Source organism: Burkholderia vietnamiensis LMG 10929, assembly GCF_000959445.1.
GTDB classification, from domain to species: domain Bacteria; phylum Pseudomonadota; class Gammaproteobacteria; order Burkholderiales; family Burkholderiaceae; genus Burkholderia; species Burkholderia vietnamiensis.
The window spans coordinates 1,993,201-2,019,890 of the sequence record NZ_CP009630.1 but is presented as its reverse complement, the minus strand read 5'-3'; the positions used below and the strand labels follow the sequence as shown (position 1 = coordinate 2,019,890).

Genomic DNA, 26,690 nt, shown 5'->3' with positions numbered 1-26,690 from the left:
GCACAAACGACTGCCTTCTTCTCAGCGCCGCGCCGATGCGAGATATTAGCGCCCGCGTCGCGGCGAATCGAGAGAGATACGAAACATTCACACAAGGAAACGCATGAAGCTCTATCACGCTCCCGGCAGCTGCTCGCAGGCGATCTGCATCGTGCTGCGCGAAGCGCAATTCGACGCGCAGATCGTCACGGTGGACGCGCGCCGGCATCGGTTCGACGATGGCCGCGACTATCGTGCCGTGAACGAACTCGGCTACGTGCCGCTGCTCGTGCTCGACGACGGCACCACGCTGCGCGAAGGCCCCGTGATCGCGCAGTATCTGGCCGACCGGCGCCCCGAAGCCGGACTCGCGCCGGCATACGGAGCGCTCGCGCGCTACCGGCTGATGGAATGGCTGAACTTCCTCGGCACGGAGATCCACAAGGGGTTCATTCCGTTGCTGTACGCGGTACAGGCGGGCAAATACGTCGATCCGGTGCGCCGGAAGCTCGACAGCCGCTTTGCATGGATCGACCGGCAGCTCGACGGCCACACGTATCTGACGGGCGACACCTTCACGATCGCCGATGCGTATCTGTTCGCGCTGACCGGCTGGGGCAAGGCCGGCTGGCTGCGCTCGGTGTACGACGCGGACATCGACCTGAGCCGCCATGCGAACCTGCGCAGCTGGTACGAGCGTGTGCGGGCGCGGGCGGCCGTACAGCAGGTGCTGCAGGCCGACGGGCTGGCGAACGCCGCCTGACCGACGCGCGGGCCCCGGCGTGAATGGCGAGGCCCGCGCGCATTCAACGCGTGAGCGTCACGTACAGATAGCCGGCATAGCCGGCGCCGTTCGCGAGCAGCGCCCAGATCGCGAGCCCGCGCGCCCGCGCATTGACGCGCAGCCACACTGCCGCCGCGAGCGTGATGACCACGCCGGTCAGCACTTCGGCGCGCGGCTCCCACGGCGTCAGCATGATGCCGATCGCCGGCAGCAGCGTGCCCTGGAACACCATCGCGCCGGTGATGTTGCCGAACGCGAGCGTGTCCTTCGAGCGGCGAATCCACAGCACGCTGTTGACCTTCTCCGGCAGCTCGGTCGCGATCGGCACGATGATCAGCGACAGCAGCAGCGGCGAGATGCCGAGCAGTTGCGACACGCCGTCGACGCCGTGAATGAAGCCCTTCGCGCCGCCGACCAGCAGCGCGACGCCGACGGCGAGCTGCAGCGCGATGGTCGCCAGATTGGTCGGCAGCCCGGTGCGCGACAGGAACATCGTGTGCGGCGCCTCGGTGCCGTGCCCGGCGTCGACGAGCTGCGTCGACGCGCGCAGCGTCATCACCACGTACATCACGTAGATGCCGACCAGCATCGCGCCGAGCATCGCGCGCACCGCCCAGACGTGATGCGGGACGAACATCGCGACCGTCGCGAGCGTGAACGCGGCGATGAAGTAGTTCAGGTCGCGCACGAAGCCGCTGCGCTCGGGTGCGATGGTGCCGGTCACGCCGCGCGAGCGGATCACGGCGAGCGTCATCAGGAAGGTGGTGAGCGTCGCGAGCATCAGCGGCGCGCCGAGAATCGCGCCGACGCCGATTTCCTCGTTCACCGCGGCGTTCGACGTGCCGCCGATCAGCGCGAGCAGCGGCACCGTCGTCTCGGGCAGCGCGGTGCCGACGGCCGCGAACAGCGAACCCGTCACGCCTTCGGAGATCTTCAGGCGTTCGCCGAGATGTTCGAGCGCATTGGTGAAGAGTTCGGCGGCGATCAGGATGACGATCAGCATGAACGCCAGTTCGACGAGCATCAACGTCATGCGGCACCTCCGCACGCGCGCGGGTTGGCGTTGGCGTTGGCGTTGGCGGGATGGCGGAAGCGGACGAAGCGCGACGGGAAAGGGACGAAGGACATGGGGGCTCCGTGGTCGGACGTTGACGAACCATGACGCATCTGCCGACGTCCGACCCGGAACGGCGCGATGCGTCGATGGTCTCGCCAAGCCGATTCGGCCGAACGCGCCACGGCCGCAAGCCGAGTATGTTGACACGTTCGCTTTCCAGAGCGGAAAGCAGGCTACTCCCCAAAGACGAACGGCAGTCTAGCCGAGCCCGATGCTTTCGGCAAGCTGGTGCGGGCATGCGCTCGGGGCTGCATTCGGGCCTGCACGGCGGGCCGGCTGCCGACGAACGTGCGTACCGTATCGCGGAGCAAGCGCCGTGCCGCACATTACATCCATCTGTCGTTTGGTTACTAACAACTGTCATCGACCGCGGCTAAGCTTTCGGCACACTCACAACCGGGTTTCCCGTCATGCGCTCGACACTTCGCCTGTTTGCGCCGCTCCTGCTGCTGCCCGCGCTCGCCGCGCCCGTCGTTGCCGCCACCGCCGCGCCCGTCAGCGCGAACTGCGGCGGCAGCACGACGCCGATCGCCGACATCCAGGGGCCCGGCGCGCCGTCGCCGCTCGCCGGCCAGAACGTGTCGATCGAAGCGGTCGTCACCGCCGACTTCGGCGGCGCGGACGGCTTCGGCGGCTTCTTCGTCCAGCAGGCCGACGCGCAGCGGCGCAATCAGCCGGGCGTGTCCGAAGGGCTGTTCGTCTATGCGCCGAAGACGCGCGCGACGGCCGGCGATCTCGTTCACGTGACCGGCAAGGTCGAAGAGAAATACGGGCAGACGCAGCTCACGCTGGCCGGCGCGATCGCGGTGTGCGCGAACGGCCAGACGGTCACGCCGGCGACGCTGACGCTGCCGGTCGACAACCCGGCCGCGTTCGCCGCGTATGAAGGGATGCGCGTGCGCCTGCCGCAGACGCTGACCGTCACCGACAACTACGAGCTGGGCCGCTACGGCAGCGTGCTGCTGAGCAACGGCCGCCTGCGCACGCCGACGAGCGTGGTGCCGCCGGCGCAGGCGCGCACGCTGATGGACGCGAACGCGCGCAACCGGCTGATTCTCGACGACGGCTCGAACCGGCAGAACCCGGCGAGCGTCCCGTATCCGGCGCCCGCGCTGTCGGCGGCGAACACGCTGCGCTCGGGCTACACGGTGCGCGGCGTCGACGGCGTGCTCGAGGTGCGTTACGGCGCGTGGCGCGTGCAGCCGCTGCCCGGCGCGGCCGCGCCGGCGTTCGACGCGCGTGCGAACCCGCGCACCCGCGCGCCCGCGCGCGATCCGAACTCGAATCTGCGCGTCGCGTCGTTCAACGTGCTCAATTACTTCAACGGCAACGGGCTGGGCGGCGGCTTCGACGATCCGAACAACCGCGGCGCGAAGACTTACGAGGAATTCCAGCGTCAGGAGGCGAAGATCGTCAGCGCGCTGCAGGCGCTCGATGCCGACGTGATCGGCCTGATGGAGATCCAGAACAACGGCTACGGCGAACTGGGCGCGGTGCGCCAGCTCGCGGCGAAGCTCGGCAGCCGCTGGCGCGTGGTGGATCCGGGCACGTCGCGTCTGGGCGGCGACGCGATCGCGGTCGCGATGATCTACGACAGCCGCACGGTCGAACCGGTCGGCCGCGCGGCGACGCTGGCGATCGACGAGCGGAACCGCCAGCCGCTCGCGCAATCGTTCCGCCGCATCGGCGGCAGGCACGCGCTGACGATCGCCGTCAATCATCTGAAGTCGAAGAACTGCCCCGATGCGGCGAACGACGACCTCGACCAGGGCGACGGCCAGGGCTGCTGGAACGCGACGCGCACGCGTGCGGCCGCGAAACTCGCCGACTGGCTGGCCGGCACGCCAACCGGCGTCGCCGGGCAAGGCACGCTGCTGATCGGCGATTTCAACAGCTACACGCATGAAGACCCGATCCGCACGCTCGAATCGCGCGGCTACCGCAACCTCGTGTCGCGCTGGATCGGCGCGAACGCGTACAGCTACGTGTACAACGGCGAGGCCGGTTATCTCGATCACGCGCTCGCGTCGCTGCCGCTCGCCGCGCACGTGAAGGCCGTGCACGAGTGGCACATCAACGCGGACGAGCCGCTCGCGCTGCAGTACACGCTCGCCTACAAGTCGGCCGACCAGCAGAAGACCTACTACGCGCCCGATGCATATCGGTCGTCGGATCACGATCCGGTGCTGATCGACATCGCGCTGCCGGGCCGCGCGCGCTGAGCGTGGGCGGCGGTGACGCCGCACATCGCCGCCATTTTCTCCGCTTCATGGGTCGCCCGCGTCATTCGCGGGCGATCCGCAATACGATGCGCCACGGTTCACGAGAATATCGGTTCATTCAGCCGCGTCGCCGATGCCGCGTCGCTCGCGATGCGATTCCGTCATCGTGTAAATAATTCCACTCGCCAACCTGAAACCGATTTGAATCGGTATTTTATGGGCGGTCGCGGATTAAAATCAGCGCGCCATTCGAATCGGTTTTAAATAATAAAAACGAAAGAGACGATTTGCCGATCTGAAAGCATTCGCCGCGCGATGCGTCGTTTCGTAGAACGCCGTGCGACAAGGGTGACGGCGCTCGCGTCGAATACGAAACGGCTCTCCTGCCGCTGCCCACGCGGGCCTGCGCCGCGGTCTTTCAAATCCCAGACACTGACGGCCGTTTGCATCATCGGCGATTTTTTAATATCCGAATGATCTTTGACAACGCGGCGCAGCACCGCCTATTTTTGTGGTGTCGTAAAACCGCGTAATAAAAAAGTATTCAAAACTGCAAGGGGGCGGCGTCTCGGCATCATTCTCCGCCAGCAGTTTGCCGTGTCCGTAGCGAATTCGGTCTCTCGAAGAAGTCCAATCCCCAACCGCCGTCTGCCGACCGTGCAACGCGAGTGGCGGGTGCGCCTGTGCGTTCGTTGCCGGCGACGACGGCCTGTGTGAAGCGGTATCCAACCCGACACAAAGGACAGAGATGAAACCAGACAGCAGCAGTACCCGCAGTCGCGCCATACGCCGCGCCCGGCTGGCCGCGCTAGGCGCATTGACCGTCGCGACGCTCGTGCTGGCGGGCTGCGGCGGCGACGATTCGTCGTCGGTCGGCGCATCGAGCCTCGCGCAGGCGGCCGCGAGCCAGCAGGCCGCCGCGCAGCAGGCGAGCAGCGATGCGACGCCGGCGGCGAACCAGCCGTACGTCGACCCGGTCGCCTATTCGATGAACGCGACCGACGGCCTCGCGCCCGCGCAAGTCGCGGAGAAGGCGGCCGTGATGCACTACCAGTGGAAGTCCGGCGGCACCACGATCGACTACACGACGACCACCGGCCACCTGACCGCGCAGGACGCGAACGGCAATGCGGAAGCGTCGATGTCGTACGTCGCGTACACCGCGCCCAGCACGAACGGCAAGCCGCGGCCCGTCACGTTCGTCTATAACGGCGGGCCCGGCTCGTCGTCGATCTGGCTGCGGCTCGGCTCGTTCGCGCCCACGCGCGTCGCGACGCCCGACCCGCTGTTCGGCAGCAACTGGCCGAACTATCCGCTCGTCGACAACGCGGAGAGCCTGATCGACACGACCGACCTCGTGTTCATCGATCCGCCCGGAACCGGGCTGTCCGAAGCCGTGTTGCCGAACACGAACCAGAAATACTGGAGCTCGGACGCGGACGTCAACATCATGCGCGACTTCATCCAGCGCTACCTGAACGTGAACGGCCGCAGCGCGTCGCCGCTCTACCTGTACGGCGAGTCGTACGGCACGCCGCGCACCGACATGCTGGCGCTCGCGCTCGAATCGGCCGGCGTGCACCTGACCGGCATCGTGCTGCAGTCGGCGATCCTCAACTACTTCGCCGATGCGGTGGAAGCGGTCGCGATCACGCAGTCGACCGACGGGCTGCTGCTCGACACCGATACCGTGGCCGGTTACCTGCCCGGCTACGCGGCCGTCGCCGAATACTTCAACCAGGTGTCGCCGACGCCGGTGAATCCGTATCTGTATGCGTTGCAGACGGAGCTGTTCACCACGCTGATCTACAACCAGCTGCAGCGGTATTCGCAGTCGTGGGTGCTCAGCCAGCTCGGCATTCCGGATGCGCTCGGCACGCCGGTGTTCCCGAGCGATGCGACGCTCAGGCTGTGGTCGATCCCGTCGAGCCTCACGATGCAGGCGCTGCGCGGCTACTTCAACGCGAATCCGTTCGGCACGAGCCTGCTGCCCGGCACGACGATCGGTCGCTACGACGGACGCGTGTCGTTGCCGAATTCCGATCCGCGCTTGCAGACCGACGGCGATCCGTCGGACATCCTGATCTCGCAGCCGTTCACGAACGCGCTCGCGACGCAGATGCCCGATTACCTCGGCTATACCGCGCCGAACGCGACCTACCTGCCGCTGAACGACAACATCATCCAGGTGTGGGACTTCTCGCACGACGGCCAGCCGATGCCCGACACGATCCCCGATCTGCTCGGCGCGCTGCAGCTCAACCCGAAGCTGCAGGTGCTCGCGGAGAACGGCCTGCACGATCTGGCGACGCCGTTCTTCAACACCGAGAAGCAGCTCGCTCGTCTGCAGACGGTGAAGGGTTTGAATCCGAAGCTGCAGGTGAATTTCTTCCAGGGCGGCCACATGACGTATCTCGACGACGTCGCGCGCCCGCAGATGAAGCGCGATCTGAGGATCTTCTATCAGGGCCGGCGGATTCCGACCGCGCTGACGCTGCATACGCTGCCGCCGCCGTGGCCGGACGAGAACCCGGCCGGCACGCCGACCGGCAGCGCGCCGGGCGCGAGCGCCGCGACGACGGTGGCCGCAGCGGCCGCGGCGCCGTAAGCGCCGGACCCGTTGCGAACGAGGAATCTTCTATTCATCCATCGAATGCGAGTGATCATGTCTCCAATCAATTTGATGCGGCGTATGGCTGCGGTGATCGTCGTCGGCGCCGTGACGAGCGGTGCGTATGCGCTGCCGCCGCAGGCGGTCGCGCCGGTGAAGCTGCCGCGCGGCGCGCATGGCGTCGACGGCCCGTTCTTTCCGTCGACGCGCGCGGCGCCGGTGTTGCCTTCGACCGGCGCGACGCTGCAGCAACAGGCGCAGCAGCGCGTCGACGCGCGGCTCGGCGGCAACACGGTGCTGAGCAACGGCGCGGCGGTGACGAAGGCGCAGGCGCAGAGCAGCGGGCTCGGCTTCGTCGCGAAGCACTTCGACGAGATCGACGCCAAGCATACCGGCCGCGTGACGATGAGCGACGTGCGGCAGTTCATCCAGCAGCGGCAGGTGCAGGCGCAGCAGGAGCAGCAGGAGCAGCAGGACGACGAGTGACCGCGTAGCGGTCTTGCGCGGGCGCAGCGCGACGGTCGGTGCCGGGACGGCATCGGCCGGCCGTGGCGAGCGCGACGACCACGACGATCGGCCGCCGGCATGCCGCGGCGCAGCTTCGGCCGCGGCTTTCCTCATCGACGCGCCGTCGCGCACGTCGGCGGCCCGAGGCGCGCGTCCGGTCGTGTCTCGCGTCGCGCGCGGGCGCCCGCTGCCGCTCGCCCGACATCGTGCTGCACTCCTGCACGTGTCGGCGACGCCGGCCGCCGGCCGCAGTTCATGTCTGATGTTTCCGCCACGCGAGCGCTGCACGTCGCGTCGCCGGCGATGATTCGTTCCGCGAAAGGCCCGCGCGCCGCGCGAGGCGTCCTAGCGGATTGTCGCAATCCTTCTATCTGAACCGATCGGCGTCTGCTGGAATGGCGATGCCGCATGACCGCCGAGCCGACATCGCGCGGCGGCATGGCCGTCGACGTCGTCGAACGCCTCGGCACGGCCGCCTGCGCGGTTCATCCATCACTCTCTTTCGATCCATCATCATGTTCAATCGCACTACCAGCACCGTCGCGAACGTCGATCCGGAACTGTGGGCCGCCATCCAGAACGAGAACCGTCGCCAGGAAGACCACATCGAGTTGATCGCGTCGGAAAACTACACGAGCCCGGCCGTGATGGCCGCACAGGGCTCGCAGCTCACGAACAAGTACGCGGAAGGTTATCCGGGCAAGCGCTACTACGGCGGCTGCGAGTACGTCGACGTGGTCGAGCAGCTGGCGATCGATCGCGTGAAGCAGCTGTTCGGCGCGGAAGCGGCGAACGTGCAGCCGAACTCGGGCTCGCAGGCGAACCAGGGCGTGTTCTTCGCGATGCTCAAGCCGGGTGACACGATCATGGGGATGAGCCTCGCGCACGGCGGGCACCTGACGCACGGCTCGCCGGTGAACATGTCGGGCAAGTGGTTCAACGTGGTGAGCTACGGGCTGAACGAAAACGAAGACATCGATTACGACGCGGCGGAAAAGCTCGCGCAGGAGCACAAGCCGAAGCTGATCGTCGCGGGCGCCTCGGCGTTCGCGCTGAAGATCGACTTCGCGCGTATGGCGCAGATCGCGAAGTCGGTCGGTGCGTACCTGATGGTGGACATGGCGCACTACGCTGGGCTGATCGCGGCGGGCGTGTATCCGAACCCGGTGCCGCACGCTGATTTCGTGACGACGACCACGCACAAGAGCCTGCGCGGCCCGCGCGGCGGCGTGATCCTGATGAAGGCGGAGTACGAGAAGCAGATCAACTCGGCGATTTTCCCGGGCATCCAGGGCGGCCCGCTGATGCACGTGATCGCGGCGAAGGCGGTGGCGTTCAAGGAAGCGCTGTCGCCGGAGTTCAAGGCGTATCAGCAAAAGGTGGTGGAGAACGCGCGGGTGCTGGCCGAGACGCTGGTGAAGCGCGGGCTGCGGATCGTGTCGGGCCGCACGGAAAGCCACGTGATGCTGGTGGACCTGCGAGCGAAGCACATCACGGGCAAGGCGGCGGAAGCGGCGCTGGGTGCGGCGCACATCACGGTGAACAAGAACGCGATTCCGAACGATCCGGAAAAGCCGTTCGTGACGAGCGGCGTGCGGCTGGGCTCGCCGGCGATGACGACGCGCGGCTTCGGTCCGGCGGAAGCGGAGCAGGTGGGCAACCTGATCGCGGACGTGCTGGAGAACCCGGAAGATGCGGCGACGCTCGAGCGCGTGCGCGCGCAAGTGGCCGAGCTGACCAAGCGTTTCCCGGTCTACGGGTGATGCGCGTTCCGGTGTGTCGGGGACGCCGGTTGGGGTGACACCGCGAGCGCGAATGCGCGGGCCGCATTACACGGCCCGCGCGGCCGCGTTCAAACCGTGACCGCGCGGCGCTCGGTCAGCCGGTTCCACAGCAGCGCGGAGCGGCTGCCGCTTCGACAATACGCGAGCACCGGCTTCGGCAGCGCATCGACCAGCGCGCCGAACGCGTCGACCTGCGCATCGCCGATCCCGTCGCGCTCGACCGGCAGATAGCGCGCATCGAGCCCGAGTTCACGCGCCGCGGCGGCGATCTCGTCGAATGCCGGCTGGTCGGCGCTTTCGCCGTCCGGCCGGTTGCAGATCACCGCACGGAAGCCCGCATGACGAATCGCCGTCAGCTCGGCCGGCGTGATCTGCCGCGACGCGGTGAAGCCGGTCGCGGCCGCGGCCCGGCATTGTTCGAGCGCGCGAGCGAAACACGCGATCGCGAACTCGGCGTCCTGTTCCGTCGTGAAGCGGCCGAAGCTGATGCGCACCGTGCGGCTCGCGGCGGCGGCATCGAGGCCGATCGCGGTCAGCACGTGCGACGGCGCACCGCTCGTCGAGTTGCACGCGGACGTCGACGACACCGCGAGCGCATCGCCGAGCATGAACGGGAAGAAGCCCGGCACGTCGACGGTGAAGCTCATCGTGTGCGGAATGCGGCGCGCCGCTGCCGCGTTGTGCGTGATGTCGCCGAGCGCGAGCAGCGCGTCCTTCACGCGTGCGCTGAGCGCCGCGATCCGTGCGGCTTCGCGCTCGAGCTTGTCGGCGGCCAATTCACACGCGACGCCCATCCCGACGATCTGATGCGTCGCGAGCGTGCCCGAACGCAGGCCGCGCTCGTGTCCGCCGCCGTGGATCTGCGGCGCGATGCGATCCGCGATGTCGCGGCGGACGAACAGCGCGCCGATCCCTTTCGGGCCATATACCTTGTGCGCGGACATCGACAGCAGGTCGATACCGAGCGCGCGCACGTCGATCGGCGTCTTGCCGAGCGCCTGCGCGGCGTCGACGTGCAACAGCGCGCCGGCCGCGTGGACGATGCGCGAGATCGCGCCGATGTCGGTCAGCGTGCCCAGCTCGTTGTTGACGAGCATCAGCGACACGAGCCCCGTATCGGCGCTGAGTGCCGCGGCTACGGCGTCGGCGGTGATTTCGCCGTCGGCGTTCGGCGACAGATAGGTGACCGTCATTCCGTGCTTCGACAGGTTCGCCGTCGTGTCGAGGATCGCCTTGTGTTCGAGGCGGCTCGTGATCAGGTGGCGCTTGCCGGTCGCGGTTTCCGCGTAGCCCTTCAGCGCGAGGTTGTTCGATTCGGTCGCGCCCGAGGTCCAGACGATCTCGTCGGCGTCCGCGCCGATCAGCGCCGCGACCTGGGCGCGTGCGTGCTCGACCTTCTGCTTCGCCAGCCGGCCGGCGGCGTGCGAGCTCGATGCCGGGTTGCCGAAGATGCCGTCGGCGCCGAGGCAGGCCATCATCGCTTCGATCACGCGCGGATCGGCGGGCGTGGTGGCGGCGTAGTCGAGGTAGTGCAGCGGGGTGGTATCGCTCATGTGCTGATCGGCTCGTTCTTTTCGTGACGGAGGAAATGATACGAGGGTGAGCGGGGAAAAAGGATCCAAATTCAGCCGTGGATTCAGAACGATGTGGAATAACGTTTTATCGTTATCGAATATGGCGAATTTATTTTCTTGCGGGTTCGGCGGACGGACCGTCGCATGCGGCGCATCCCGCGACGATCGCGCCCGCCGCCGCGCTACCGGCCGTCCGCGGCTGCCGCCTTCGCCCGATCCTGTTCGGCCGCGAGCGCCGCATCTGCGGCCTGCACGCGCTGGATCGCCGGGCGGGCCAGCACGCGGTCGATATACGCGCGCACGGGCGGCGTTTCCGGCATCAGCTTGAACATCGTGGTCCAGCTCAGCGCCGAGCCCCACAGCACGTCGGCTGCGGTAAACCGCTCGCCGAGCAGATACGGGCCGCCGGCCAGTTGCGCGCCGATCGCGGCGACGACGGTGTCGAAGTCGCCATACGGCGACGTCGAATACGCGGCCGGCGCGCGGTTCATCGAGCGGTCGACGATGGCCGGCTCGAAGCACGAACCGTAGAACGCCATCCAGCGCAGATACGGGCCGCGCAGCGCATCGCCGGGCGCCGGCGACAGGCCGGCTTCCGGATACAGCTCGGCCGCGTACAGATAGACGGCCGTCTGCTCGGTGACGATCACGTCGCCGTGGCGCAGCGTGGGCACCTTGCCCAGCGGGTTGAGGCGAAGGAACTCGGGTTCGTGCTGCTTGCCGGCGGACAGGTCGAACGCGTGGATCTCATAGTCGGCGCCGAGCTCTTCGAGCAGCATGCGTGCGCCGGCCGACCGGCTGCGCGGCGAGTGATAGAGGGTCAGGTGGCGGTCGTGCGGCATCGCGGGCTCCGGTGGGGGATGGGACAAGCGCTCAATGTAGGCCGATCGCGCGGCGCCGTATTGGAAAAACCCGCCGTGGCGGTGCATCATCGCGCGGTCACCCCAACGGTTCGTCGCCATGACCGCCTTGCGTCACGTGACCGACACGCCGAAAGGCGTCGTCGGCCCGAAAGCCCTCAATCAGCGCTTCCGCCTGAATCGCTACTATCCGCGCGCCGAACTCGCCGGCGTGCTGGACCACCACTGGATCGTCGAGTGGGACTTGCGCGATCAGCCGCCGCACGTGCAGCGTACGCTGCCGTATCCGTGCGTGAATCTCGTGTTCGATCCCCGGCGCACGGGCATCTTCGGCGTGGTGTCCGGCGCGTTCGAGACGACGCTCGTCGGCGCGGGACGCGTGCTCGGGCTGCGGTTCCGGCCGGGCGCGTTCCGCGCGTTCTTCGGCAAGCCGGTGCACCTGATGACGGACAAGGTGTTGCCGGTGTCGACGCTCGGGCTCGACGAGGCCGACGCCGAGAACGCCGTGCTCGGCGCCGGCGACGATGCGGCGATGGTTGCCGCCGCGGAGGCGCTGCTGTTGCGCGCGCTGCCGCCGGCCGATCCGCAGGTCGAGCGCATCGATGCGATTCTGCGGTTGCTGCAGCAGGACGCGGCGCTCACGCAGGTGCGCGATCTCGCCGAGCGTGCGGGGTTGAGCGAGCGCACGCTGCAGCAGCTCTTTTCCAGCTACGTGGGCGTGACGCCGAAATGGGTGATTTGTCGTTATCGTCTGCACGAGGCCGCCGACCGGCTCGCGGGCGGCGAGCCGGTCGATCTCGCGGAACTCGCCCATTCGCTCGGGTATTTCGACCAGGCGCATTTCACGCGCGATTTTCGCAAGCTGGTCGGCAAGGCGCCGGCCGAATATCGGCGCGACGACGGGCATGCGTGACGGGGCAGCGGCGGCTTCGCGACGCGCAACGGGAAGCCGTTGCATCATGCACGTCGGGGCGCTGTTCGCGCGTCGTCGATTCGCGTAGTCTGCGCGCTACGGTCGCGTTGCCGGTCGGCCACTGCCGCCCGGCCGGGCGTTTCGCCACAAAATCGGGAGCTTGTCGTGTTTCACCGGAATTCCATGTTGGGTCGTCTGGATCTGCTGCGGGTGCTGTGCGTGCCGATGGCGGCGCTGATGCTGGCCCCGACCGCGACATATGCGGCGGCCGAGCGCGTCGTTGAGCCGGCGCGCCCGCCACACGCGGCACACGCCTCGCCGGCCGGCGCGCGCGAGCCGTCGGCCCCGGCGCGTGTCGTCGGCGACGATCCCGTTGCGATCCGCGACGCGCTCGCGCAGCGGCATCTCGCGAGCACGCCGGCGTCGCTGGGCGATCGCGTCCGCCGCCTGATCCCGGGCGGCGACAAGCATCGCGCGAACCCCGAGCTGGCCGCGATCGGCCTGGATCGCAAGGTGACGTTCCTCGTGCCGGCCACGTATGGGCTGCGGTATCAGACGCAGCAGCGTCTGCTGACGGTGGACGTCGACATGGTCAACGCCGATGGCGAAGGCCGCACCGGCATCCTGCTCAGGAAGGCCATCACGGGGCCGCGCGGGCGCGGGCTGGTGATCGCCGCCGAGGCTAAAGCGAAAGGCTATATCCAGCGGATCGACATCATCGAGCTCGATCCCGGCAAAGGCGGGAAGACCACCGTGCGCGGGCGCGTGCGGCTTTCGTCCGCCGCGTACGCGCAAACGCACGGCGAATTCGCGATCGCGCTGTCGGGCCGGCTGGTGCAACCGTATCTGACCGAACACGTCGAGCACGCGGAGCCGACCGACGACGAGCCGACCGACATCACGACCCACACGTCGCGGCTGTACCTGGATATCGACACGATTTCGCTGGTGAACCCCGCAAGCGGCGCGGTGCTGTCGAAGAATCTGAGTTTGTCGAAGTAGTGGTCTTTCGTGCGCGGCCGGCTGGCCGCGCGTGCCGATGTTCTCTAGCGCGCCGCAGCACGCCCGGCGCGTCCCGCCCGACCCATCCCGCCACCCTCTGGCCACGCCCCCGAACCCCCGCCGCACGCCATCCGCGGTGCGCGCCCTAACACCATCGTATAAGGCGCGAACTCCCATCTGGTGATATTGCGCGGCCCGACTGTTCTCTAGACTTCACATCAATCCTTCTACCGCAACGAATTCCGGAGAACAGCATGGACCGTACCCTGCATGCGATGTCAGTGTTCAGCCAGGTCGCGCGCCTGGGCAGCTTCACCGCGGCGGCCGAGATGCTCGGCATCAGCGCGGCATCGGCCAGCACGCTGGTGCGCCGGCTCGAGGAGCATCTCGGCGCAACGCTGCTGCAGCGCTCCACGCGCTGTGTCCGGCTCACCACGGAGGGCGAGCAGTATCAGGAGCACTGCCAGCGCATTCTCGGCGAGATCGAGCTGATGCAGCAGCAACTGAGCGGCGCCGGGAAGATCGCGCGCGGCCGGCTGGCGGTGGATCTCGATCAGGAAGTCGCGCATTCGGTGTTGCCGTTCCTGCCGGTGTTCCGCGCGAACCATCCGGAAGTGGGCTTGCGGGTCGACGTCGGCGGCGACGCGGACGGCCTGATCGCGAACGGCGTCGACTGCGCGGTCGTGGTCGGCCAGCTGGCCGACTCGTCGCTGCGCAGCCGGCGCGTCGGGCACTTCCATGCGGTGACGGTGGCGAGCCCCGACTATCTGAAGGCGCGCGGCACGCCCGTCGACCCCGACAGCCTCCATTGCCACGACGTGATCCATTACACGCCGCGGCGCTTCGGTCCGGTCCGCGAGTTCCGTTACACGGTGGACGGCGCCGAGACGCGGCTCAAGCTGGCGGAGCGCATTTCCGTCAATGACGTGCGTTCGGCCGTTCGATACGCGGTCGAAGGCGTCGGCATCGCGCAGGTGAGCGAACGGATGGTCGCGGAGGAGTTGGCGAAGGGCACGCTCGTCAGCATTCTCGGCGAGTACGGCCCGCCGCCGCTGCCGATTTCGGTGCTGTATCCGGATCGACGCCAGGTGCCGATGTCGATCCGCGCGTTCATCGACTGGATGCAGACGCAGCTTCGCGATCTGGAAATCGCCAGCTTCGACCACACGTCGGCGCCGAACGGCGGGCGCGACGCGGCACCGTACTGGACGCCGAACAGCGAGCGCAACAACAGCGAGCGGCCGTTCATTACAGCGGGCTTCCAGCCGCTGTCGGCCACGGCGTGAGCCGCGCTGACGAGGCGACGGCATGCGGTTCGGGCGCGGCGTTATACCGAAGTATAGTTTTCGAGCCGATGCCGGCGGCATAGGATGCGGTCGAGCCCGCGGACCTCGAATGCGCGATCTCGCCATTTTTCTGAATTGAAGGTCAAGGACCGCTGGTATGCCGAACCGAGGTATTGTTTCCATCGTCGATGATGACCGGTCCGTCCGTCGGGCGACGCGCAGTCTCGTCCGCTCGCTGGGCTGGGACGTGCGCGTCTACGAGTCCGCCGAGGCGTTCCTCGACGCCGATCCGATCGGCGACGTCGCGTGTATCATCTCCGACGTGCATATGAAGGGCATCACCGGCTTGGAGATGTATGCGGCCCTTCTCGAGCGCGGACCGGCGCCTCCCGTGATCTTCATCACGGCTTTCCCATCCGACGCAACGCGCGAGCAGGCGATGAAGCTCGGCGCGATCTGCGTGTTCAGCAAACCGGTCGACCCGGCGCAGATCCAGGAGCGCCTCGAGGACGTCGGCGCGAACAGCGGCCCCCAGTAATCCGAAATCCGTTTTTACCGAGTCACGAGATATGGATAGCAATCGCCAGATGAGCGAGGGTCGCGGCGTACGTGTGGACCACATCATTGCGCCGCCCGAGCTTGCGGCGGTGCCTGCGTCCGCGCTCGGCCCCAATGTCGACGCCCAGCTGCGCACCAGCCCGCGCGCGGTGTACGCGGTCGCGATCGCGCTGGGTCTCGCGGTGTTCCTCGTCGACGCGTTCGCGCCGGTCGACGTCGCGGTCGCCGTGCTGTACGTCGTGGTGGTGCTGCTGGTTGCGTCGGTGGCGTCCACGACGGTCACCGTCGGCACGGCGTGGGCCTGCGTGTCGCTGACCGTGCTCGGCTTCCTGCTCGCGCAAAGCGATCAGATCGCGGTCAGTTCGCTCGCGCGCTGCATCGTCAGCGTCATAGCGATCGTGACGGTGTCGGCGCTCGCGTTGCGCAATCAGAGCAGCCGGGCCATGCTGCAGAACCAGGTCGATCTGCTCAACCTCACGCACGACGCGATCGTCGTGTACGGCCTCGACGGGCGCGTCCGCTTCTGGAGCAAGGGCGCGGAGCGTCTGTACGGATGGCGCGCGCCGGAAGCGTTCGGCGCGGCGTTCCACGAGCTGACGCAGACGGCCGCCGCCGCGCCGATCGCCGAGCTGATCGACACGACGATCCGCGAAGGTTGCTGGCAAGGGGAGCTGACGCGCACGCGCAAGAACGGCGAGACGGTGCTGATCTCCAGCCGCTGGATCGTGTCGCGCGACAAGTCGGGCCAGCCGGTCGCGATTCTGTCGACCGACAGCGACATCACGCAGGCGAAGTCGCTGGAAGCCGAGCTGCGCCGCCAGAAGGAAGAGCTGGTGGCCACGATCGATGCGATCCCTGCGATGGTGTGGAGCACGGCGGAAGACGGCCGCCTGCTGTACCTCAATCGCCGCTGGACCGATTACGACGTCAGAACCCGCGACGGCGCGGACGTGTGGCGCGACATCGTCCATCCCGACGACATCGCGACGCTCGAGGCGGCCTGGCACGATGCGATTTCGTCCGGCAGCCCGTTCGAGGTGACGGCGCGCGTCCAGCTCGGCAGCGGCGAGTATCGTTGCATGATCATCGGCGCGGCGCCGTTGCGCGACGCGGACGGCCGGATTCGCCGCTGGTACGGCGTCAATACCGACATCGAGGCGCGCCGGCAGGCCGAGCAGGCGCTCGAGCGCTCGCGCGCGGAACTGGCCCATGTCACGCGCGTCACGATGCTCGGCGAACTCGCGGCGTCGATCGCGCACGAGGTCACGCAGCCGTTGGCCGCGATCGTGACGTCGGGCGAGGCCGGGCTTCGCTGGCTGAATCACGACGTGCCGGATCTCGACGAAGTGCGCGACTCGATCGAACAAATGACCGACGACGCGCGGCGCGCTACCGATATCATTCGTCAGATCCGCGCGATGGCGAAGCGCAACGACCGCGACGATACGCTCGTCGACGTCACGTCGATCGTCGAGCAATCGATGGATCTGATGCGCCGCGAGCTGCAGAGCCACGGCGTCGAAGTCGCGCAGAGCTGCCAGCCGTCGCTGTGGGTGCGGGGCGACCGCGTGCAGTTGCAGCAGGTGATCATCAATCTGCTGATGAACGCCGTGCAGGCGATGAGCGGCGTCGCCGGCCCCAGGCGCACGCTGGCCGTGTCGACGCGGCTCGTCGACGGCGCGAACGCGCAGATCACGGTGGAAGACTCCGGCCACGGGATCAAGACGCAGGACGCCGATTCGCTGTTTACGCCGTTCTTCACGACCAAGAAGGAAGGCATGGGAATGGGCCTGTCGATCTGCCGTTCGATCGTCGAAGGGCATGGTGGCCGCATCTGGGCCGAATCACAAGAAAACGAGGGGACATCGATGCAGTTCGTTCTACCAGTCGAAGGAATCACGCAGCCATGAGCAACGGTCCCGATCTCATCGCAACGAACTCCGTCGTGTATGTCGTCGACGACGACGACTCGATGCGCAACGCGCTTGGCCGGCTGTTTCGCTCCGTCGGCCTCGGCGTGGAGCTGTTCGGGTCGGCCCAGGAGTTTCTCGATTTCGACAAGCGCGATGTGCCGAGCTGCCTGATTCTCGACGTCCGGCTCAAAGGCCAAAGCGGCCTCGCGTTGCAGGAGCAGATCGTCGCCGGCGATCTTCAGTTGCCGATCATCTTCATCACGGCGCACGGCGACGTCGCCATGTCGGTGAAGGCGATGAAGAACGGCGCATTGGACTTCATGTCGAAGCCGTTCCGCGATCAGGACATGCTGGACGTCGTCCAGAATGCGTTGCTGAAGGACGAGAAGCGCCGCAAGTCGGACGGTCGCCTCGCCGACGTTCGCCGCCGCTACGGCACGTTGACGCCGCGCGAGCGCGAGGTGATGAAGTACGTGGTGAGCGGCCTGCTCAACAAGCAGATCGCCGCGGAGATGGGGCTCAGCGAAATCACCGTGAAGATCCATCGCGGCCACGCGATGCGCAAGATGGGCGCGCGAACGCTGCCCGAATTCGTGCTCGGCGCACAAGCGCTGGGGCTCGATCCCGCGGCGGAGTAACGCTGCCGGCCGCCGCGCCTGCACGAGGCGCTGCGGCTTATCGGTTCACGATATGTTTGGGCAGCACCAGCGTGAGACCCAGGCCGGCCAGCAGGCACACGATCATGCACGATACGGGCAGCGCGAAGCTGCCCGACGACTGCTTCTGCACGCCGACCACGTACGGACCGAAAAAGCCGCCGATGTTGCCGATCGCGCTGATCCACGCGATGCCGCTGGCCGCATTGCTGGGGCCGAGCACCGCCGTCGGCATTCCCCAGAACACCGGCGGCACGGACAGCAACCCGGCGTTGGCGATGCACAGCGCGAGCACGGTCAGCCACAGGTTGCCGTGCCAGACCAGCGCGAGCATGAGCCCCGCCGCGGCGAGCAGGAACAGCGCGGCCGTATGCAGGCGCCGGTCGCGGTGACGATCCGCGCTTTGTCCGACCGTGATCATCACGATCATCGCGACCGCATTCGGCAGCGCTGCGATCAGCCCGATGACGAAATCCCTTCCGACGCCGAGCGACTTGATCATCGTCGGCGCCCATAGCGTGTAGCCGTAAATGCCGAACACGTCGAGGAAGTAGATCACGCCGAAGGTCCAGAAAATCCAGCTGGCGAACATCTGGTCGTTGGACGCCGATGCGGCCAGCGCCCGATCCTGGGCGAGCGTGCGGCTGAGGTACGCGCGGTCGGCCTCGCTCTCGTGGCGGCTCTGGGTGACGTCGTCCTCGAGATACTTCCAGCAGAGCAGCGCCGCGACGAACGCCGGCAGCGCCTCGACGACCAGCATCCATTTCCATCCGGACAGCCCGGCGATGCCGTCGAAGTATTCCATGATGAAGCCGCTCAACGGCGAGCCGATCAGCCCGGACAGCGGAAGCGCCGCGTAGAACGTCGACAGCACCCGCGCACGGTGGTATCGCGGGAACGACTGCGAGATGTAGTAGACGATGCCCGGTACGAGCCCGGCCTCCGCGACGCCGAGCAGATAGCGCATCACGTAGAACTGCTTGGGCGTCGCGATGAACGTGGTCAACGCCGAAACGATCGCCCACGACAGGATGATGCGCGTGAGCCAGCGCTTCGCGCCGACCCGCTGCAGGATCATGTTGCTCGGCACCTCGAACACGACGTAGCCCAGCGCGAACGTACCTGCGCCGAAGCCGAACACCGCGTCGCTGAAACCCAGATCGACCACCATCTGCAGTTTCGCGAAGCTGACGTTGATGCGGTCGACGTAGGCGGCCACGTACGCGAACATGAAGATCGGCAGGATGCGCAGCGCAAGATGCCGCGAAATGCGCGTTTCCCGCGCCGCGTCGTTCGAGTCGCCGCCGTCGACCGGATGATCGGACGAGCGCGTCGCGTTCAGATCCAAGAGGTTCCCCCGTTGCTCTGCGAGAACGGCTGCGTCAATCTGTCCATGGCAATGCCTCCGGTCGTCGATGTCGAATGCCAACAGCAATTCAGGTGTCCGCGCCACGACGCACAGCCGCGCGTGCGCGTCGTTCGCGTGGGCAACGAAGCACAGCCGGGTACTGGATGCGAGTGGAAGAACGGCGACCTCGCCCGCGATCCGGCAACGCGCCCGCAGCGGAGCATCGGTGTCGGCGAAGGCATGTTTTTCTCGGAGTTCGAAATGGCGCACGCGCCGACGACGTCCCAATCGATGGGAGCGACGGCGCGCCATTCGAACTCGCCCGCGGATTCTACCGGATCGTATCGGCGCGAGCGCGCTAAGTGCAGTTGCTTCGATCCGGGCCGTGGAAGGCGCGCGGACGCGCCGATGCCGTCGCGACGCAGGACGCGTCGCGACGGCATCGGCGGCCGGCGTGGCCGGCACGATGGGCCGGGAAAACCCGGCCGTCGGCTTACTTGATCGTCGCGAACAGCAGGTTCAGCCCTTCGGCGAGAAGCGGGTGAGCGAGGATCGCGTCGCGCACGGACGTATAAGGCAGCTTGCCGATCATCGCCATCTGCACGGCCGACATCACTTCGCCCGCGCCCGAGCCGACCATCGTGAAGCCGAGGATCTGGCCGCTGTCGGGTGCGACGAGCGCCTTCATGAAGCCGCGCGTGGTGCCGTTGGTGCGCGCGCGCGGCACGGCTGCCATCGGCAGTTTCGCGACGATGACCGGCGTGTTGCGCGCTTTGGCGTCCGTTTCGTTCAGACCGATGCGCGCCAGCTCCGGATCGGTGAACAACGCGTACGGAATCACCCGCGACGCCGTGGTGCCGCCGCGTCCGTCGATGCCGGCTTTCAGCACGCGATAGTCGTCGAACGACGCATGCGTGAACATCGGCGTGCCGGCCACTTCGCCGATCGCCCAGGTGCGTTGCGCGGTGGTCGCCAGCGTGTCGTCGACCTCGATGAAGCCGCGCGCGTCGCGCTCGACGCCGGCCAGATCGAGGCCGAGGTCGTCGGTGACCGGGCGCCGGCCCGTCGCCACCAGCAGATGGCTGCCTTCGACGGTCGTGCCGTCGGCGAGCGCGACCGTGACACCGGTGCCCGATCGGCCCTCCACGCTGGCAATGCGTGCAGACAGCCGCAACGCGATCCCGTCGGCTTCGAACGCGTTCTGGATCTCGATGCTGACGTCCTCGTCCTCGCGAACCGCGACGCGCGGCGCGTCGTGAATCACGACGACTTCGCTGCCGAGACGCCGGAACGCCTGCGCCATCTCGAGGCCGATGTAGCCGCCGCCGATGACGATCAGCCGTGCCGGCAGCACGTCGAGGCCGAGCGCCTCGACGTGGGTCAGCGGAGCGGCGTCGCGCAGCCCCGGCACGTCGGGGATCGTCGCCACGGTGCCGGTGTTGATGTAGACGTTCTCGCCTTCGAACAGCTGCTCGCTGCCGTCGGCGGCGCGCACGGCGATGCGCCGCGGCGCGACGAAGCGGCCGGAGCCGATCACCAGATCGAGGCCGGACTGCTCGAACGCGCGGCGGTTGACGTCGACCATCCCGTCGACCACGGCGCGGACGTTCGCGTGGACCCGCGCCATGTCGGCCACCGGATGCGCCGTCGCGTCGGCCGAGCGCCACGCATGCATGTTGCGGGCATTCTGGATCAGCGTCTTGCTCGGAATGCAGGCGACGTTGATGCACGAACCGCCGATCATCCCGCGCTCGATGATGGCCACGCGCTTGCCGCTACGCGCGAGATCCATCGCCAGCGACTTGCCGCCCTTGCCGCCGCCGAGGAACAGATACTCGTATTGTTTGGGGCTTTCCATGACGCGACTCCTCAGGTTGTCCAAAAGATCGAATCCGCGAGGACTCACGCGACCGGAATGGGGTTTTCCGCGAGCGCCTGATTGAACTGCTCGACGAATGCATGCTCGTTCGGGCCGACGTTGTTGCGCAGCGGCTGTGCGATCTCGACCACGACTTCGGTCGTCGCGGTTTCGAGACGCTGGATCGTCTCCGCGATGAACGCGTCGAGCGGCATCGCGCGCGGATCGCCGCTCTTGTGGACGAGGTCCGTATCGACCCACGGCGGCGCGATTTCGAGCACCCGCACGCTCGTGTCGCGCAATGCGAAGCGCTGCGACAGCGTGTACGAGTGAATCGCCGCCTTGGTGGCCGAGTAGAGCGCGGTGGACGCAAGCGGCACGTAGGCGAGAACGGAGCTGTTGTTGATGATGTACGACTCCGGTTGCGCCTTCAGATGCTCGACGAGCGCGGCGCTCAGGCGCACCGGGCCGAGCAGGTTGGTGTTCACGAGCCGCACGGCCTGGGCATCGTCGAGCGCACCGGCGGCATCGTCGAACGGCATGATGCCCGCGTTGTTGACGAGGACGTTCAAGGTTGGATAGTCGGCGATCAGCTGGCGTGCGACGCGCTCGATCTGCTGCGCGTCGCCGACGTCCAGCTCCACCGTGTCGATGCCCGGATTCGCGGCGGCGATCTCGTCGAGCAGGGCGCGGCGACGCCCGGCGACGATCACCTTGTTGCCGCGCCGATGAAGGTTTTCAGCGAGTGCGCGGCCGATGCCCGAGGTACCGCCGGTGATGAAGATGGTGTTACCGGTGAGTTTCATGATCGTGGTTCCTTTGAATGATTGACTTGAGCGGTTGCGAAGTTGGATGACCGAGGTCAGTGCGTGACGGCGTAACGTGCGGCGACGGTGCTGTTCGACAGATGGGGTGTCATGACGCGACGGGCGGCGTCGTAGGCATCCCATTCTTCCGCTGCGTGCAGCGACGGAATCGTGACCAGCTCGTGACGGTCGAAGCCGGTCAGCGCGGCGTCGACGAGGTCGGACGCCGACATCACGATCTCCTTCGGTAGGTTGTCGAGCGGCAGGCCGCCGTTGTCCCAGAACTCGGTGGCCGTCGCGCCGGGCAGAACGGCCTGCACCTGCACGCCTTTGTCGGCGAGCTCGTGATGCAGCGACTGCGTGAAGGCGAGCGTGAACGCCTTGCTGCCGCCGTACACGCCGTTCAGCAGCTCGGGGCCGATCGCGACGATCGACGAGATGTTGATGATCGCGCCGTGACCGCGCGCGACGAAGCCCGGTGCGGCGGCATAGGTCAGACGCGTCAGCGCGGTGACGTTTAGGTCGATCATGCGCGTCATGGCGTCGACGTCGCTTTCGAGCAGCGGCTTGTGCGTGCCGACACCGGCGTTGTTCACCAGCATCGTGATGCTCGCGTCGGTGCGCAGCTTCGCTTCGATCTCGGCGAGCGCGCGAGGATCGCCGAGGTCGGCGGCGATCACTTCGACGTTGCGCTGCGTGTCGTCGGTGATGCGCTTGGCGAAGTCGTTGAGCCGGTCGCGATTGCGGGCGACGAGGACGAGATCGAAGCCGCGGCGTGCGAGCCGTTGCGCATAGATCGCGCCGATGCCCGACGATGCGCCGGTGATGAGTGCGGTGCCTTGATGTGCTTGCGTCATGCTGTTGCTCCGGTGAGGGTGTCGAAGTGCTCGACACGGGCCGGGGAAGCGCATGAGCCGCTTGCGTGATGCCGGTGGCTCGGTGCTGCATGCGCTTCCTCGTTCGTGTCGAGGTAGTGCGATGCAGTGTATGAGTCGTATGGCGGGTCGATCAACGAGCCCCGCCCATAAACTCAATTCATCCAGCATGAATACTGGATCGGCGCACGCAGTTCGGCCAGCTCGGCGGGCGCAATCGCGTGTAGCGACGCCTTTCCGATGAGCCGCGTGGCGTCGTCATGGTGTATTCGCACCGGCTCCAACCATTCAACGCACCTATACGCAGGTATAGAGCGGCCGTTTGGGCGGGCGCGGCAGACCATCATCGATGCGTGAATGCTGTTTTCGGACATACACCATTGAGCGCGGGTAGGCGCTTGTCTACCATTCGTTCGGGTTTCAGCCCTTGTCGAATTTCCACCAACGTCTTTTGAGGAGCCTGTGATGAAGAAGATTGTCGCGTCGGTACTGTACGTAACGTATTTGGCTTTCGGCGTGTCCGCCCATGCAGCGGAACAGGATGCCGCTCCGTCTTCTGATGCGGTCGTCAGTCAGAAAGAAGTGAAGAAGGCCGAACGAAAGACCGAACGCGCTGCCGATCGGGCGCTGTCGCGGAAAATCGTTTGGGCGTTGTCGAAAACGAAAGGGCTGAACGCGGTGAATGCGCGGGTGCTGGTCCGCCATGGCGTCGTGACGCTGACCGGATACGTGCCCGACAGCGAACAGGTGCAGCTCGCCGGCGACAGCGCGTCGCGCGTCGCGGGCGTGACGTCCGTCGTGAACAACCTGGTGCCGGGCGAACCGGGCCGGTGATTTCGCTCGCACACGTGGGTGTCGATTCACATGTTGGTGCGCGAGATCGATTCAAAGCGATGTCTGCCATGTGCACGTGACGACGAAGTCGATATCAGCTTCGACGACAAGAGTGCAAGGAAAAATCGGTATTGCGCGATGGCGCGTATTCGATCCTTGTCACGTTTGATCCGCAGTAAAGGCTCGGAATGCGGGCATTGGCCCGCGCTCCGCGCTATTGCGCCGACCTTCATCGGGCGGCTCCCGATTATCCAGCCTAGTGAGATATATATATGACCCGCTTGACTACTTTGAAGCCGTCGGAAGCAACCGGCGAAACCGCAGTCGTGTTCAACCAGATCAAGGCCGCGATCGGCAAGGTCCCGAACGCCTACGCGACCATCGGCACGCACAGTCCGGCCGGTCTCGCGGCGATGCTGAACGTCGACGCCGCGATCGCCGCAAGTTCGCTGGAGCAGGCCGATGTCGAGGCGGTGCGCCTCGCAGTCAGCGCGCTGTCCGGCTGCGATTACTGCCTGGCCGCCCATACGATGATCGGCAAGATGGCCGGCCTCGCGCCGGACGCGATGAAGCAGATCCGCGCCGGCCACGCGACCGGCGATGCGCGCCGCGATGCGTTGCTCGCGTTCGTGCGCTCGATCGTGACGAGCCGCGATACGGTGCCCGCTGCCGTGCTCGACGCAGTGCTGGAAGCAGGGTTCACGGAGCGCCAGGTGATCGAGACGATCCTGGTCGTCACATCGATCACGTTCACGAATCTGGTGAACCGTGTGAACGACACGACGCTGGATTTTCCGGCGGTCGACTGAGTGCGTGCGTATCCGGCTCGATTTGCACGGCATGACGCCGTGCTCGCGAGCTGGTGCGCTCCGATATCGCGACGCAGCTGCGTGTCGTGCGGAATGCTCGCCGTCGCTGCGTTCTGAAGCGATGCAACGCGCGCGCTCGCGCACGAAACGATCCAGTGGCGAATGGAGGCCATCGATGTCGAAGCAGTATGTGGTTGCCACGATTACCGCAGATCCGCGACACGTCGCGGCGGTGGAAGATGCGCTGTTGGCGGCAGTACCGGCCGTTCGAAACGAAGACGGGTGCGAGCAGTACGAGCTGCATCGACACCGCGACGCGTCTCATCGCTTCACGATGATCGAGCGTTGGCGGGACGAGCATGCGCTGCACGTGCATGGCGAAGCGCCGGCATTCCAGACGCTGGCGCGTGCGCTCGACGGTAAGGCGACGCTCCAAGTCGTGTTGCTCGAGAAGCTGATTTGAGCTCGTCGAGATCGGTTCTGAAACGGACGGCGGCCGGATTTCCGGCCGCCGTTATTCATTGTGGCGATGGAAGCGGGACCGCGGCGCGCGCCTGATTCACGGACAGCCTGAGCAGATATGCGATCAATGTCGCGAGCAGCCCCTAGAGAGGTTGCTGCTGCAACACCGCCTATGCGGGCGCGAGGTCAGAGGTCATGTCTGGATTCCGTTTTGTCGCGAGCGTTGCTGAGCCGCTGCATGAGCCAGTCTGTCGCCAACTGATCGAAAGCCGTCATCGCCCGGTAGCCGCGGGCACGAACAACATGGCGAGCCACGACAGCAGGCTTTTGCTCGAATCCTTCGAACTCCGGCGATGGTCCGCCTTTCCAGATCAGGAGGCCCGGCAGGAGCAGCTCGCCGACGAGAAGGGTCGACAACGCATTCAACATGATCGCCATGCCTCGAGAGGAAGAAGCGAACGCGCTTACGCGGTCGCAACGGTCATCCGGATTGTCGTCGGTCGCCCGGCGGTCGAGTAGCCGCAGATGGCGAGTAAGAGTTTCTGCAATGGAAGGAAAAAGCAGTTGCCGACCGCTGCGAAACGCTGGCCCGGCTGTGCGATGAACCGGGCCAGCGACGGCCGCGATGCCTGCACGCATCGTCGCGGCGCGCCGCGCGACGCGGAGGTCTGCGTGGCTTCGACGGCTTCTTCATGATTGAAGCGATGGGGGCGCGGGCGACACGTCGGCGCTGCGCTTCGCATTGACCGACGCGCGCGACACGAGCAGGCTGCCGGTCGCCAGCGCGAGGAACGCGAGCGAACTGCCGATCGAGCCTGTCAGGCCGAACGCGGGATAGACCCAGCCCGCAACGGCGGAGCCGACGCCGATTCCGCAAAACACGAAGGATGCCGTCAAGGCCAGTGCGATGCCGCGCCATTGCGGCACGAGTTCGACGATGCGGCGCTGCTGCGACGGCCACAGCAGGTCGGTTGCGAACGCCCACACGACCAGCGCGACGAACAGCAGGCGCAGGCTCGGCGGCGTGAAGCGGAGAAACACGAGGTCGAGCGCGAGCAATGCGAGGCCGGCGAACAGCATCGCTTCGGCGCTATAGCGACGCGCGGCGCGCGTCACGAACAGGTTGCCGGCGATGCCCGCGGCGCCCAATACGACGAGCGCGGTCGATACCGTATTGGCGCCTGCATGGAACGCGTCGCGAATGATGGGCGCGATGAAGGCGTAGGTCGAGTAGACGCCGGCCGCGATGAAGAAGACGACCAGAAACGCGCTGAGCGTATCGGTGCGCGTCAGGAGCGCCGAAACCGTCGCGAAATCGATGTTCTCGCCTTGGCTCGTGTCCGGGATCAGGCGGAGGATCAGCGCGGCGGTTACTGCGCCGGCGAGCCCGATGACGAGAAAGAGCACGCGAGCGCCCCATGCGTGCGCGATCCATGCGGACAGCGGCATGCCCACCAGGCCGGCGACGCTCAGGCCGAGCAGCACGACGGCGATCGCGCTGCCCTGTTGCTCGCGTTCGACGAGGCTCGAGCCCAATGCGCCGAGCACGGGGCCGATGAAGCCTGCACCGAGGCCCATCAGCACGCGCGACAGCAGCAGCACCGGGTAATTCGGCGCGGCCGCGAGCAGCAGCGCCGCCGCACTGAACAGTGTCAGGCCGAGCAGCACCTGGCGACGACGCGGCAGATGGCCGAAGCCGACCTGCAGCAGCGGCGCGGCGAACGCGAAGGTGACGCCGAACACGGTGACGAGGTAGACGCTTTGCGAATCCGCGAGCCCCCACTGACGCGAGATCGAATCGAGGCTGCCGACGACGGAGAGCGCACCGGTCGCCTGGACGAAGTATGCGAGGCTGAGGATGCGAAGCGCGCGTGCCGTGCGCGCGGGGAGGGGCGTAGTCATGTGTGGGTCCTTTTCAAGGCCGGTGGCCTG

24 protein-coding genes and 1 riboswitch are annotated in these 26,690 nt (G+C 66.8%); of the genes, 14 read left to right on the top strand and 10 right to left on the bottom strand.

The genetic code is table 11. The features are described from left to right. The first annotated feature begins 103 nt into the window (after nucleotides 1–103). Complete coding sequence (locus AK36_RS08875) at nucleotides 104–742, top strand: glutathione S-transferase C-terminal domain-containing protein (RefSeq protein ID WP_045578302.1); 639 nt, start codon at nucleotides 104–106, stop codon at nucleotides 740–742. Between the two features lie 43 nt (nucleotides 743–785). Here AK36_RS08875 and AK36_RS08870 read toward each other — a convergent pair whose 3' ends face one another. After that, on the bottom strand, nucleotides 786–1,796 hold the full coding sequence (locus AK36_RS08870) for a sodium:calcium antiporter (protein ID WP_034193685.1): 1,011 nt from the start codon (nucleotides 1,794–1,796) through the stop codon (nucleotides 786–788). 142 nt (nucleotides 1,797–1,938) lie between these two features. Continuing rightward, nucleotides 1,939–2,074: riboswitch (yybP-ykoY riboswitch) on the bottom strand. A 216-nt stretch (nucleotides 2,075–2,290) separates the two neighbouring features. Here AK36_RS08870 and AK36_RS08865 point away from each other — a divergent pair. Next, nucleotides 2,291–4,102 carry an ExeM/NucH family extracellular endonuclease gene (locus AK36_RS08865; protein WP_045578301.1) on the top strand — a complete coding sequence of 604 codons (1,812 nt, stop codon included), beginning with the start codon at nucleotides 2,291–2,293 and terminating at the stop codon, nucleotides 4,100–4,102. A gap of 260 nt (nucleotides 4,103–4,362) precedes the next feature. Here the strand turns inward: AK36_RS08865 and AK36_RS32780 are convergent, their stop codons facing one another. Next, complete coding sequence (locus tag AK36_RS32780; RefSeq protein WP_124260295.1) at nucleotides 4,363–4,602, bottom strand: hypothetical protein; 240 nt, start codon at nucleotides 4,600–4,602, stop codon at nucleotides 4,363–4,365. Between the two features lie 248 nt (nucleotides 4,603–4,850). On the opposite strand from AK36_RS32780, the gene AK36_RS08860 reads away from it, so the two are divergent. The 3 genes from AK36_RS08860 (at nucleotide 4,851) to glyA (ending at nucleotide 8,983) form a co-directional block, all read left to right on the top strand. Then, nucleotides 4,851–6,710 carry a S10 family serine carboxypeptidase-like protein gene (locus AK36_RS08860; protein WP_045578300.1) on the top strand — a complete coding sequence of 620 codons (1,860 nt, stop codon included), beginning with the start codon at nucleotides 4,851–4,853 and terminating at the stop codon, nucleotides 6,708–6,710. Nucleotides 6,711–6,767: 57 nt separating this feature from the next. Further along, nucleotides 6,768–7,199, top strand: a complete 432-nt coding sequence (locus tag AK36_RS08855; protein WP_224383355.1) for a 2-oxoglutarate dehydrogenase — start codon at nucleotides 6,768–6,770, stop codon at nucleotides 7,197–7,199. A 536-nt stretch (nucleotides 7,200–7,735) separates the two neighbouring features. After that, on the top strand, nucleotides 7,736–8,983 hold the full coding sequence (gene glyA, locus AK36_RS08845; protein WP_045578297.1) for a serine hydroxymethyltransferase: 1,248 nt from the start codon (nucleotides 7,736–7,738) through the stop codon (nucleotides 8,981–8,983). A gap of 89 nt (nucleotides 8,984–9,072) precedes the next feature. Here glyA and AK36_RS08840 read toward each other — a convergent pair whose 3' ends face one another. Then, the gene (locus AK36_RS08840; RefSeq protein ID WP_045578296.1) at nucleotides 9,073–10,557 is read right to left on the bottom strand and encodes an aminotransferase class V-fold PLP-dependent enzyme; all 1,485 of its coding nucleotides are present in this window, start codon (nucleotides 10,555–10,557) and stop codon (nucleotides 9,073–9,075) included. 203 nt (nucleotides 10,558–10,760) lie between these two features. Then, entirely contained in the window at nucleotides 10,761–11,420 is a 660-nt protein-coding gene (locus AK36_RS08835; protein WP_045578295.1) for a glutathione S-transferase family protein, read from the bottom strand. Between the two features lie 118 nt (nucleotides 11,421–11,538). Between AK36_RS08835 and AK36_RS08830 the strand changes: the two genes are divergently transcribed. From AK36_RS08830 to AK36_RS08805, 6 genes are all read left to right on the top strand, one after another. Next, the gene (locus AK36_RS08830) at nucleotides 11,539–12,351 is read left to right on the top strand and encodes an AraC family transcriptional regulator (RefSeq protein ID WP_045578294.1); all 813 of its coding nucleotides are present in this window, start codon (nucleotides 11,539–11,541) and stop codon (nucleotides 12,349–12,351) included. A gap of 183 nt (nucleotides 12,352–12,534) precedes the next feature. Further along, a complete protein-coding gene (locus AK36_RS08825) occupies nucleotides 12,535–13,353 on the top strand; it encodes a hypothetical protein (protein WP_224383354.1) in 819 nt (272 codons plus the stop codon). A 254-nt stretch (nucleotides 13,354–13,607) separates the two neighbouring features. Further along, on the top strand, nucleotides 13,608–14,639 hold the full coding sequence (locus tag AK36_RS08820) for a LysR family transcriptional regulator (RefSeq protein WP_034194846.1): 1,032 nt from the start codon (nucleotides 13,608–13,610) through the stop codon (nucleotides 14,637–14,639). Between the two features lie 157 nt (nucleotides 14,640–14,796). Beyond that, nucleotides 14,797–15,177, top strand: a complete 381-nt coding sequence (locus AK36_RS08815; RefSeq protein WP_034194847.1) for a response regulator transcription factor — start codon at nucleotides 14,797–14,799, stop codon at nucleotides 15,175–15,177. A 31-nt stretch (nucleotides 15,178–15,208) separates the two neighbouring features. Continuing rightward, a complete protein-coding gene (locus tag AK36_RS08810) occupies nucleotides 15,209–17,107 on the top strand; it encodes an ATP-binding protein (RefSeq protein WP_041494056.1) in 1,899 nt (632 codons plus the stop codon). Continuing rightward, nucleotides 17,104–17,748, top strand: coding sequence for a response regulator transcription factor (locus AK36_RS08805; protein WP_011881296.1), 645 nt, complete (start codon nucleotides 17,104–17,106; stop codon nucleotides 17,746–17,748). Before AK36_RS08810 ends, AK36_RS08805 begins: the two co-directional genes overlap by 4 nt. A 37-nt stretch (nucleotides 17,749–17,785) precedes the next feature. On the opposite strand, the gene AK36_RS08800 is transcribed toward AK36_RS08805, so the two are convergent. The 4 genes from AK36_RS08800 to AK36_RS08785 form a co-directional block, all read right to left on the bottom strand. Further along, complete coding sequence (locus AK36_RS08800; RefSeq protein ID WP_045578292.1) at nucleotides 17,786–19,114, bottom strand: MFS transporter; 1,329 nt, start codon at nucleotides 19,112–19,114, stop codon at nucleotides 17,786–17,788. 493 nt (nucleotides 19,115–19,607) lie between these two features. Next, a complete protein-coding gene (locus AK36_RS08795) occupies nucleotides 19,608–20,972 on the bottom strand; it encodes an FAD-dependent oxidoreductase (RefSeq protein WP_045578291.1) in 1,365 nt (454 codons plus the stop codon). A 44-nt stretch (nucleotides 20,973–21,016) separates the two neighbouring features. Then, nucleotides 21,017–21,778, bottom strand: coding sequence for an SDR family oxidoreductase (locus AK36_RS08790; protein WP_011881299.1), 762 nt, complete (start codon nucleotides 21,776–21,778; stop codon nucleotides 21,017–21,019). Nucleotides 21,779–21,834: 56 nt separating this feature from the next. Next, complete coding sequence (locus AK36_RS08785; RefSeq protein WP_011881300.1) at nucleotides 21,835–22,635, bottom strand: SDR family NAD(P)-dependent oxidoreductase; 801 nt, start codon at nucleotides 22,633–22,635, stop codon at nucleotides 21,835–21,837. 483 nt (nucleotides 22,636–23,118) lie between these two features. Between AK36_RS08785 and AK36_RS08780 the strand changes: the two genes are divergently transcribed. The 3 genes from AK36_RS08780 to AK36_RS08770 all read left to right on the top strand — a co-directional run bounded on the left by AK36_RS08780 (nucleotide 23,119) and on the right by AK36_RS08770 (nucleotide 24,759). Beyond that, complete coding sequence (locus tag AK36_RS08780; RefSeq protein ID WP_045578290.1) at nucleotides 23,119–23,487, top strand: BON domain-containing protein; 369 nt, start codon at nucleotides 23,119–23,121, stop codon at nucleotides 23,485–23,487. 272 nt (nucleotides 23,488–23,759) lie between these two features. Then, entirely contained in the window at nucleotides 23,760–24,296 is a 537-nt protein-coding gene (locus AK36_RS08775; protein ID WP_011881303.1) for a carboxymuconolactone decarboxylase family protein, read from the top strand. A 175-nt stretch (nucleotides 24,297–24,471) separates the two neighbouring features. Continuing rightward, the gene (locus AK36_RS08770; protein ID WP_011881304.1) at nucleotides 24,472–24,759 is read left to right on the top strand and encodes a putative quinol monooxygenase; all 288 of its coding nucleotides are present in this window, start codon (nucleotides 24,472–24,474) and stop codon (nucleotides 24,757–24,759) included. Nucleotides 24,760–24,944: 185 nt separating this feature from the next. On the opposite strand, the gene AK36_RS34060 is transcribed toward AK36_RS08770, so the two are convergent. Continuing rightward, complete coding sequence (locus AK36_RS34060) at nucleotides 24,945–25,397, bottom strand: hypothetical protein (protein ID WP_174479781.1); 453 nt, start codon at nucleotides 25,395–25,397, stop codon at nucleotides 24,945–24,947. A gap of 51 nt (nucleotides 25,398–25,448) precedes the next feature. Continuing rightward, nucleotides 25,449–26,660: an MFS transporter gene (locus AK36_RS08760; RefSeq protein ID WP_011881306.1), complete on the bottom strand. Its 1,212-nt coding sequence runs from the start codon at nucleotides 26,658–26,660 to the stop codon at nucleotides 25,449–25,451. Between the last annotated feature and the right edge of the window lie 30 nt (nucleotides 26,661–26,690).

Coding starts and splice junctions, on each gene's coding strand:
- AK36_RS08760 (WP_011881306.1), bottom strand. CDS start 26,660: ATGACTACGCCCCTCCCCGCGCGCACGGCACGCGCGCTTCGCATCCTC.
- AK36_RS08865 (WP_045578301.1), top strand. CDS start 2,291: ATGCGCTCGACACTTCGCCTGTTTGCGCCGCTCCTGCTGCTGCCCGCG.
- AK36_RS08795 (WP_045578291.1), bottom strand. CDS start 20,972: ATGGAAAGCCCCAAACAATACGAGTATCTGTTCCTCGGCGGCGGCAAG.
- AK36_RS08775 (WP_011881303.1), top strand. CDS start 23,760: ATGACCCGCTTGACTACTTTGAAGCCGTCGGAAGCAACCGGCGAAACC.
- AK36_RS08810 (WP_041494056.1), top strand. CDS start 15,209: ATGGATAGCAATCGCCAGATGAGCGAGGGTCGCGGCGTACGTGTGGAC.
- AK36_RS08835 (WP_045578295.1), bottom strand. CDS start 11,420: ATGCCGCACGACCGCCACCTGACCCTCTATCACTCGCCGCGCAGCCGG.
- AK36_RS34060 (WP_174479781.1), bottom strand. CDS start 25,397: ATGCGTGCAGGCATCGCGGCCGTCGCTGGCCCGGTTCATCGCACAGCC.
- AK36_RS08770 (WP_011881304.1), top strand. CDS start 24,472: ATGTCGAAGCAGTATGTGGTTGCCACGATTACCGCAGATCCGCGACAC.
- AK36_RS08870 (WP_034193685.1), bottom strand. CDS start 1,796: ATGACGTTGATGCTCGTCGAACTGGCGTTCATGCTGATCGTCATCCTG.
- AK36_RS08840 (WP_045578296.1), bottom strand. CDS start 10,557: ATGAGCGATACCACCCCGCTGCACTACCTCGACTACGCCGCCACCACG.
- AK36_RS08790 (WP_011881299.1), bottom strand. CDS start 21,778: ATGAAACTCACCGGTAACACCATCTTCATCACCGGCGGTACCTCGGGC.
- AK36_RS08820 (WP_034194846.1), top strand. CDS start 13,608: ATGGACCGTACCCTGCATGCGATGTCAGTGTTCAGCCAGGTCGCGCGC.
- AK36_RS08830 (WP_045578294.1), top strand. CDS start 11,539: ATGACCGCCTTGCGTCACGTGACCGACACGCCGAAAGGCGTCGTCGGC.
- AK36_RS08815 (WP_034194847.1), top strand. CDS start 14,797: ATGCCGAACCGAGGTATTGTTTCCATCGTCGATGATGACCGGTCCGTC.
- AK36_RS08825 (WP_224383354.1), top strand. CDS start 12,535: ATGTTGGGTCGTCTGGATCTGCTGCGGGTGCTGTGCGTGCCGATGGCG.
- AK36_RS08855 (WP_224383355.1), top strand. CDS start 6,768: ATGTCTCCAATCAATTTGATGCGGCGTATGGCTGCGGTGATCGTCGTC.
- AK36_RS08785 (WP_011881300.1), bottom strand. CDS start 22,635: ATGACGCAAGCACATCAAGGCACCGCACTCATCACCGGCGCATCGTCG.
- AK36_RS08860 (WP_045578300.1), top strand. CDS start 4,851: ATGAAACCAGACAGCAGCAGTACCCGCAGTCGCGCCATACGCCGCGCC.
- AK36_RS08805 (WP_011881296.1), top strand. CDS start 17,104: ATGAGCAACGGTCCCGATCTCATCGCAACGAACTCCGTCGTGTATGTC.
- AK36_RS08875 (WP_045578302.1), top strand. CDS start 104: ATGAAGCTCTATCACGCTCCCGGCAGCTGCTCGCAGGCGATCTGCATC.
- glyA (WP_045578297.1), top strand. CDS start 7,736: ATGTTCAATCGCACTACCAGCACCGTCGCGAACGTCGATCCGGAACTG.
- AK36_RS08780 (WP_045578290.1), top strand. CDS start 23,119: ATGAAGAAGATTGTCGCGTCGGTACTGTACGTAACGTATTTGGCTTTC.